Raw genomic sequence first — 7,198 nt, 5'->3', positions numbered from 1 at the left:
CGCTGAACGGCCAGGCGCAGCCGCTGGATGCGTTAGCCACACCGGACTTGCAACCGCGTCCGTTACTGGCAGCGGGCAATTCTTGATTGCAGCCGTTTGGTTAGCCATAAAAAAAGCCCCTGTTCGCAGGGGCTTTTTTTTTAACCGCAAAAACCTCATCACTCCACATATATTCACAAAAACCACAACAAAACCTTGCCATTTTCCACAAACAAGATTACATTGACCCCAGCGGACAGCAGCCGCTGCTGCCTTCAACACGAGGGGTAATCACATGAACACCGCCATATGCCGCTGGTTCAATCTGGATCACATCCTCTCTGCCGCCTTTCCGTAGCGTTTCCCGGCTTCGCCCGCATTCCGGCGCGTCCGCGCCATTTGTCCACATTTTCAAGAGGAAACCGTCATGGAAAACTTCACCCACATTCCCGAACCCTTCCGCATCCGCGTTATTGAGCCCGTAAAACGCACCACGCGCGAGCACCGCGAAAAAGCCATTCTCAAAGCGGGCATGAACCCGTTTTTGCTCGACAGCGAAGACGTCTTCATTGACCTTTTGACCGACAGCGGCACCGGCGCGGTCACGCAGGATATGCAGGCGGCGATGCTGCGCGGCGACGAAGCCTACAGCGGCAGCCGCAGTTATTACGCACTCGCCAACGCGGTCAAGGAAATTTTCGGCTATCAATACACCATCCCGACCCACCAGGGGCGCGGTGCCGAGCAAATTTATATTCCGGTGCTGATTAAAAAACGCGAGCAGGAAAAAGGCCTTGACCGCAGCAAAATGGTTGCCTTCTCCAATTATTTCTTCGATACCACCCAGGGCCATTCACAAATCAATGGCTGCACGGTGCGCAATACTTATACCAAGGAAGCCTTTGATACCGGCATCAAATACGATTTCAAGGGCAATTTTGATTTGGAGAAACTGGAAGCGGGCATTCAGGAAGTGGGTGCGGCAAATGTTCCTTATATTGTCTGCACGATTACTTGTAATTCCGCTGGTGGCCAGCCGGTATCCATTGCCAATTTGCGCGGGATGTATGCCATCGCGCAGAAATACGAGATTCCGGTGGTGATGGATTCCGCACGCTTTGCCGAGAATGCCTATTTCATTCAGCAACGCGAGCCGGGTTATCAAGACAAATCCATTGAAGAAATTACCCGCGAAAGCTATCAATACGCCGATATTCTCGCCATGTCGGCAAAGAAAGACGCGATGGTGCCGATGGGCGGTCTGCTTTGCGTCAAGGAAGAGCGCTATTTCGATGTTTATACCGAATGCCGCACCCTGTGCGTGGTGCAGGAAGGCTTCCCGACCTATGGCGGTTTGGAAGGCGGCGCGATGGAGCGGCTCGCGGTCGGCCTGCGTGACGGAATGCGGCAAGACTGGCTCGCCTACCGCATCGGCCAGGTGCAATATTTGGTGGACCGCCTTGAATCCATTGGCGTTATCTGCCAGCAACCGGGCGGGCACGCCGCATTCGTTGATGCCGGTAAATTATTGCCGCACATCCCGGCGGAGCAATTCCCGGCGCAAGCGCTCGCCTGCGAACTCTACAAGGTCGCCGGCATCCGCGCGGTGGAAATCGGTTCATTCCTGCAAGGGCGCGACCCGAAAACCGGCAAACAATTACCCTGCCCGGCGGAATTGTTGCGCCTGACCATTCCGCGCGCGACTTACACCCAGTCGCACATGGATTTCATCGTCGAAGCCTTCAAACAGGTCAAGGCGAATGCGCCGAAAATCAAGGGGCTGACATTCACTTATGAACCCAAAGTCTTGCGCCACTTCACCGCACTGCTAAAAGAAGTGGATTGACCGGAAAAGCGGCGGGGCGCGATAATCCATCGCGCCCCTTTTTCATTCAAACAGGATAAAACCATGAACGACAAACAACCTTCCGTCTTTGGCGGTGCCTGCATTATCGCCAGCGTCTGCGTCGGCGCGGGAATGCTCGGTTTGCCAAGCGCCGGTGCGGGCGCGTGGACATTGTGGACGTGTCTTGCCATGCTGGTCACGATGATGGTCATGACCCTTTCCGGCTGGATGCTGCTTGAAGCCTACAAACGCTATGACATCCGCGTTTCCTTCGATACCGTCACCCACGATATGTTTGGCAGCGGCGCCAATACCATCAACAATATCGCCGTTTATTTCGTCGGCGGCATCCTTCTTTATGCTTACATTACAACGGCAGGCATGATTTTGCCGCCGCTGATTGGGCTGAACAGCAAATTGTCTTCTATTCTGTTTGTCATTGTCTTCGGCGCATTCGTCTGGCATTCCACCCGCGCGGTCGATCGTATTTCCGTAGTGCTGATTATTTTTATGGTGTTGAGTTTTATCTTCAGCATTTTTGGATTGGCGAAGAATATTAACCTGCCGATGCTGTTTGATAGCGGTAGCAAGCATCCTTCCTATGCCCCGTATGCGCTGGCGATGTTTCCGGTGGCACTCGCTTCCTTTGGCTATCACCATTCCGCCGCTTCCATGCGCGCCTATTACGGCGAAGAGCGCAAGGCCTCACGCGCCATTCTCGGCGGTACGCTGATTACCCTCGCGTTCTATGTCGTCTGGATTGTCAGCATATTCGGCAACCTGCCGCGCGAACAATTCGCGCCAGTAATTAAAGCAGGCGGCGATTTGGATGTCTTGCTCCCCGCGCTCAGCAGCGTCATCCATTCCGAAAACGTCAATCACGCCATCCGCGCCTTTGCGATGGCGGCGATTCTCTCCTCATTCATCGGTGTTGGTCTCGGCGTCTTCGATTTTCTCGCCGACTTCTTCAAATTCAAAAACGACGCCGCCGGGCGGACAAAATCCTGGCTCGCCACCTTCCTGCCGCCGCTGGTGCTGTCGCTCGCCTTCCCCACCGGCTTCCTTATCGCCATCGGCTACGCGGGCGCGGTGGCGACCATCTGGACGTGCATCATGCCCGCGCTCCTCGTGCGCGAATCCCGCCGCCGTGGGCACGAAGGCTTCACCACGCCGGGTGGGATGTTCATGGTGTGGTTCGTTTTCTGCTTTGGCATCGCCGTCGCCGTGCTGCACATCCTGAACATGATGGGCAAACTGCCGGTTTATACCGGCTGAAGGTACGTCCTGACAGCAAAAAGGCGGCAAATGCCGCCTTTTTGCTGTTCTGTTCACGCCTTGATGTTCTCCGCCACCCATAGCGACAAATCCTGCTTGTTTAGCGCGGCTGCCATCAGGTTGGGGAAGTGGTCGGGGGTGCAGGCAAACGCCGGGACGCCAAGGCTGGCGAGGTATTCGGCGTGCGATTTGTCGTAAAACGGCGCGCCGTCGTCGTTGAGCGCCAGCAGCACGATGAATTGCACGCCGCTGGCGACGAGTTCGGCCATGCGCTGCCGCATCCGCTGCGCGTTGCCGCCTTCTTCGAGGTCGGTGACGAGGACGAGGGTGGTGTCCGCCGGGCGGGTAATCAGGCTTTGGCAGTAGGCGAGCGCGCGGTCGATGTCGGTGCCGCCGCCCAGTTGCACGCCAAAGAGCAGCTCCACCGGGTCGCTGATTTGTTCGCTCAAATCTACAACTGATGTATCAAAGACGACCATCCGCGTTTGCAGGGTGGGCAGGCTGGCAAGCACCGCGCCGAAGATGCCGGAGTAGATGACCGATGTCCCCATCGAGCCGCTCTGGTCGAGGCAGAGGATGAGGTCGCGCACCGCCCGCTTGCGTTTGCGCCCGTAGCCGATGCGCACTTCGGGGATGATGCTTTGGTATTCCGGCTGGTAATTCTTCAGGTTTTTCTGGATGGTGCGGTGCCAGTCGATTTCGTTGTGGCGCGGGTTGCGGGTGCGGATGGATCGGTTGAGCGCGCCCTGTACCGCCTGCTGCGTTGGCGTTTGCAGTTTTTGCATCAGTTCGTCCACCACTTTCTGCACGATTTGCCGGGCGAGCGCCTTGTTTTTTTCCGGGATGACCCGGCTCAGGCTCATCAGGGTGGCGACGAGGTGGACGTCCGGGGTGATGTTTTCCAGCATTTCTTTTTCGGTGAGCAGCGCGGTAAGGTTGAGCCGCTCCACCGCGTCTTTCTGCATGATTTGCACGACGGACTGCGGGAAGTATTCGCGGATGTCGCCCAGCCAGGCGCTGACTTTTGGCGCGGATGCGCCGAGGCCGCCACGGCGGCTGCCGCCTTCGCCGGGGTTGTCGTAGAGGGCGGCGAGCGCCTTGTCCATGCGGATTTCGGCGGCGTCCAGCCCGCCTCCGCAGCTTGTTTCGGCATCATTGCCGAGGATGAGGCGCCAGCGGTTGAGGTATTCGGTTGGGGTCATGGGGATTCCAGTCAAATGGGCATCTGCAAATTCTGCGGCATTTCCCGCGCGCCGTCCATGCTTGACCGCAGCGGGCGTATCTGCGACATTCCGTGGCCACGCCCTTCATCGCCCAACCCCATGCGCATCCACACCATCCGCCTTGCCAACCTCAACGCCCTTGCCGGCGAATGGGAAATCGACCTTGACCATCCCGCCTACGCCGACAACATCTACGCCCTGACCGGCCCGACCGGCGCGGGCAAAACCACCATACTGGACGCCATCAGCCTCGCCCTCTACGGCCGCACGCCCCGGCTGGAGCGCATCGGCAAGGCGGGCAACGAAACCATGAGCCGCCACAGCGGCCATTGCCACGCCGAAATCACCTTCAGCACCCGCGCCGGGCGCTACCGCAGCCACTGGAGCCAGCACCGCGCGCGGCGCAAGGCGGGCGGCGAACTGCAAAACCCCAAACACGAACTGGCCGACGCTGCGAGCGGCGAAATCCTCGCCACCGGGCTGAAAGACACCGCCGCCGCCATCGAAAAACTCACCGGGATGGACTACCAGCGCTTCACCCGCGCCATGCTGCTGGCGCAGGGCGACTTCGCCGCCTTCCTCCGCGCCGCGCCGGACGAACGCGCGCCGCTGCTCGAACAAATCACCGGAACCGCCATCTACAGCCGCATCTCCATCGCCGTCCACGACCGCCTGCGCGCCGCCCAGGAACAAGAACGCGCGCTCGCCCTCGACGCCGCAGGCATCACCCCGCTTGACGCCGACACCCTCGCCGCACTCACCGCCGACACCGCCGCGCTGCAAGAACAACTCACCGCCCTCGAAACCCGCCAACAGCAAACCGCCGCCGCCCTCACCCGCGCCCAACAGCGCAGCGAATTACACGCCGAACGCGACCGCCTCGCCGACGAGCAGACCGCGCACGAAGCCGCCCTTGCCCGCTTCGCACCGGAGCGCGCGCGCCTCGCCCGCGCACAACAGGCCGCGCTGCTTGATGCCGACTACGCCCGCCTCGACACCCTGCGCCGTGCGCAACAACAAGACCGCGCCGCCCTCGCCGCGCTTGACGAAAAAGCGCCCGCGCTTGCCGCCGCACGGGAAAGCGCCCAACAACAGCACGCCGCCGCCCGCGCCCGCGTTGCCGCCGAAAAACAGCGCCTCGCCGCCGCCCAACCCGCCTGGCAACAAACCCGCGCCCACGACCACACCCTGCGCCACCAGCGCGAACAACTCACCATTCTCGAACAACACGCCGCCGCCCACGCCGCCGCGCAAAGCGCGCGGCAAAAAGCCGAAACCGCCGCCGCTGCCGCACAACAAAAAGCCGAAAACGCCGCCACCGCCTGCGCCCAGGCCGAAAGCGTGCTGGCTGCCCACCTCGCAGGCCGCCTGCTGCGCGAATACCGCGCCGAAAAAGACAGCATCCTGCGCGAACTCGCCTACCACCAGCGCATTGCCGACCTCGAACAACAACGCGCGCAACTGCACGACGGCGAACCCTGCCCGCTCTGCGGCGCGACTGACCACCCCTACGCCCAGGCGCTGCCCGCCCGCCCCGACGACCTCAACGCTCGTCTCGCCGCGCTGGAGACCTACCTCAAACAGGCTGAACAACTCGAAACCGCATACACCAACGCCCAAACCGCCCTTACCGCCGCGCGCGACGCCCAAACCCGGCTGGACGCCGCCGCCGCCCTTGCCGCCGAAAAAGCGCGCAACACCGCCGCCTACGCCGCACAACTTGCCGCGCTACAACAAACCCACGCGCAAACCCTCGCCGCCCGCCGCGCCATCCTCGGCGAGCGCGACCCCGACAGCGAAGAAGCCGCCCAACAGCGCACCATCGCCGCCGCCGAAACCGCTGCCGAACACGCCCGCAGCGCGCTGCAACAGGCCGAAAACCGCGTGGCTGCCAACCAGCAACAACGCGAACAACTGCGCCGCCGCCTCACCGACCAACAAACCGCGCTCGACCGGGAAGAACAACACTTCGTCGCCGCGCGCACCGCCGCTGCCTTCCCTACAGAAAATGAATGGCAAGCTGCGCGCCTGCCCGCCGCCGCCCGCGAAGCCCTTGCCCGCGAAGCCGCCGCGCTTGACCAGCAAACCCTCACCCTGCACACCCGCCAACAAGACTGCGCCGCCCGCCTTGCCGCCCTCACCGCCCAAAGCGCGGACGACCCCGACGCCGCCACCCTGCAAGCACGACAACAAGCCGACAACCACACCCGGCAACAACAACAGCAAGCCCTCGCCGAGAAGCGCCACCGCATCACCGAACACGAACGCGCCGTTACCCGCCTCGCCGTCCGGCAAAATGCGCTGGCCAAACAACAACAAGAAACCCGCCGCTGGCAGGATTTACACGCCCTCATCGGCGCGGCGGACGGCAAAAAATACCGCAACTACGCGCAAAGCCTGACCTTCGCCAGCGTCATCGCCCACGCCAACCGCCAACTGGCGCAATTAAGCGACCGCTACCTGCTCACCGCCGACCCGGCGCGGCCACTCGAAGCCAACATCATCGACAACTACCAGGGCGGCGAAATCCGCAGCGCGAAAAACCTCTCCGGCGGCGAGAGCTTCATCGTCAGCCTGGCGCTGGCGCTCGGCCTCGCACAAATGAGCGGCGAAACCATGCAGGTGGACTCCCTCTTTCTTGACGAAGGCTTCGGCACGCTGGACGAAGAAACGCTGGACAGCGCACTGGAAACACTCGCCCAACTGCGCACCCACGGCAAACACATCGGCATCATCTCGCACGTCGCAGCCCTCACCGAACGCATCGCCACCCGCATCACCGTCACCCCGCAGCCCGGCGGTACCAGCACCATTCGCGGCCCCGGCTGCAGGCGCATTCAATGACGTATTAGGACAATCAATCGGTTGGGTTAGA

5 protein-coding genes are annotated in these 7,198 nt (G+C 61.4%); 4 read left to right on the top strand and 1 reads right to left on the bottom strand.

All coding sequences use genetic code 11. The features are described from left to right. The 3 genes from ACO54Z_RS05680 to ACO54Z_RS05670 form a co-directional block, all read left to right on the top strand. Positions 1-226 (top strand): hypothetical protein (locus ACO54Z_RS05680; protein WP_485996146.1); only part of this gene is annotated, 226 nt, incomplete at its 5' end. Positions 227-406: 180 nt separating this feature from the next. Further along, positions 407-1,825, top strand: coding sequence for a tryptophanase (gene tnaA, locus ACO54Z_RS05675; protein ID WP_485996145.1), 1,419 nt, complete (start codon positions 407-409; stop codon positions 1,823-1,825). A 63-nt stretch (positions 1,826-1,888) separates the two neighbouring features. Next, positions 1,889-3,100, top strand: coding sequence for an aromatic amino acid transport family protein (locus ACO54Z_RS05670; RefSeq protein ID WP_485996144.1), 1,212 nt, complete (start codon positions 1,889-1,891; stop codon positions 3,098-3,100). A 53-nt stretch (positions 3,101-3,153) separates the two neighbouring features. Here the strand turns inward: ACO54Z_RS05670 and ACO54Z_RS05665 are convergent, their stop codons facing one another. Beyond that, the gene (locus ACO54Z_RS05665) at positions 3,154-4,302 is read right to left on the bottom strand and encodes a VWA domain-containing protein (protein WP_485996143.1); all 1,149 of its coding nucleotides are present in this window, start codon (positions 4,300-4,302) and stop codon (positions 3,154-3,156) included. A 15-nt stretch (positions 4,303-4,317) separates the two neighbouring features. Between ACO54Z_RS05665 and ACO54Z_RS05660 the strand changes: the two genes are divergently transcribed. Continuing rightward, positions 4,318-7,167, top strand: a complete 2,850-nt coding sequence (locus ACO54Z_RS05660) for an AAA family ATPase (RefSeq protein WP_485996142.1) — start codon at positions 4,318-4,320, stop codon at positions 7,165-7,167. Positions 7,168-7,198: the final 31 nt, after the last annotated feature.

It is taken from the genome of Cardiobacterium sp. (assembly GCF_057314735.1).
The sequence above is the reverse complement of the archived record's forward strand: the minus strand, read 5'-3'. Positions and strand labels throughout refer to the sequence as shown.

What these genes read in the sequence shown, in the direction of transcription:
- ACO54Z_RS05670 (WP_485996144.1), top strand. Translation starts at nt 1,889, where the DNA reads ATGAACGACAAACAACCTTCCGTCTTTGGCGGTGCCTGCATTATCGCC.
- ACO54Z_RS05665 (WP_485996143.1), bottom strand. Translation starts at nt 4,302, where the DNA reads ATGACCCCAACCGAATACCTCAACCGCTGGCGCCTCATCCTCGGCAAT.
- ACO54Z_RS05660 (WP_485996142.1), top strand. Translation starts at nt 4,318, where the DNA reads ATGGGCATCTGCAAATTCTGCGGCATTTCCCGCGCGCCGTCCATGCTT.
- tnaA (WP_485996145.1), top strand. Translation starts at nt 407, where the DNA reads ATGGAAAACTTCACCCACATTCCCGAACCCTTCCGCATCCGCGTTATT.